At 67.5% G+C, this 673-nt stretch carries 1 protein-coding gene; it reads right to left on the minus strand.

What is annotated here, in order from left to right; translation table 11 throughout:
* A partial coding sequence (locus HV770_RS38110; RefSeq protein WP_246291638.1) for an Ig-like domain-containing protein occupies nucleotides 1-673 on the minus strand: 673 nt, incomplete at both ends.

The following is a 673-nucleotide window of genomic DNA, read 5'->3' on the forward strand; positions in this document are numbered from 1 at the left end:
GTAGTTCACATCGGTCGGCGCGCTGGTATTGCCCGCGGCGTCCTTTGCCACAGCTTCCACCGTGCCACTCGTCTGCGGTACGTCCGTCGACACCGAGTAGTTGCCCGAAGCATCTGCCACGGTCGAGCCCGTGCTGCCGTCCGGATACGTCACCGTCACGGTCGAGCCAGCTTCCGCCGTGCCCGACACCGTCAGGCCACCATCCGCGTTCGGCGTGAGATTCACCAGCGGCGCGTCAGGCGCCGTGGTGTCCGCATAGTTCACGTCCGTCGGCGCGCTTGCGTTGCCTGCCGGATCGGTCGCGACCGCTTCCACCGTGCCGTTCGTCTGCGGTACGTCCGTCGACACACTGTAATTGCCCGAAGCGTCCGCCACGGTCGAGCCCGTGCTGCCGTCCGGATACGTCACCGTCACGGTCGAGCCCGGCTCGGCCATGCCGCCCACCGTCAGGCCACCATCGGCGTTCGGCGTCACGTTGACTGCCGGCGAGTGCGGCGCAGTCGTGTCCGTGTAGGCCACGTCCGTCGGCGCACTTTCATTGCCCGAGCGGTCCGTTGCCACAGCTTCCACCGTGCCGCTCGTCTGCGGCACATCCGTCGACACCGAGTAGTTGCCCGAGGCATCTGCCTTGGTCGTGCCCGTGCTGCCATCCGGATAGGTCACCGTCACCGTC

The sequence above is a fragment of the Paraburkholderia fynbosensis genome, from assembly GCF_902859935.1.
GTDB classification, from domain to species: domain Bacteria; phylum Pseudomonadota; class Gammaproteobacteria; order Burkholderiales; family Burkholderiaceae; genus Paraburkholderia; species Paraburkholderia fynbosensis.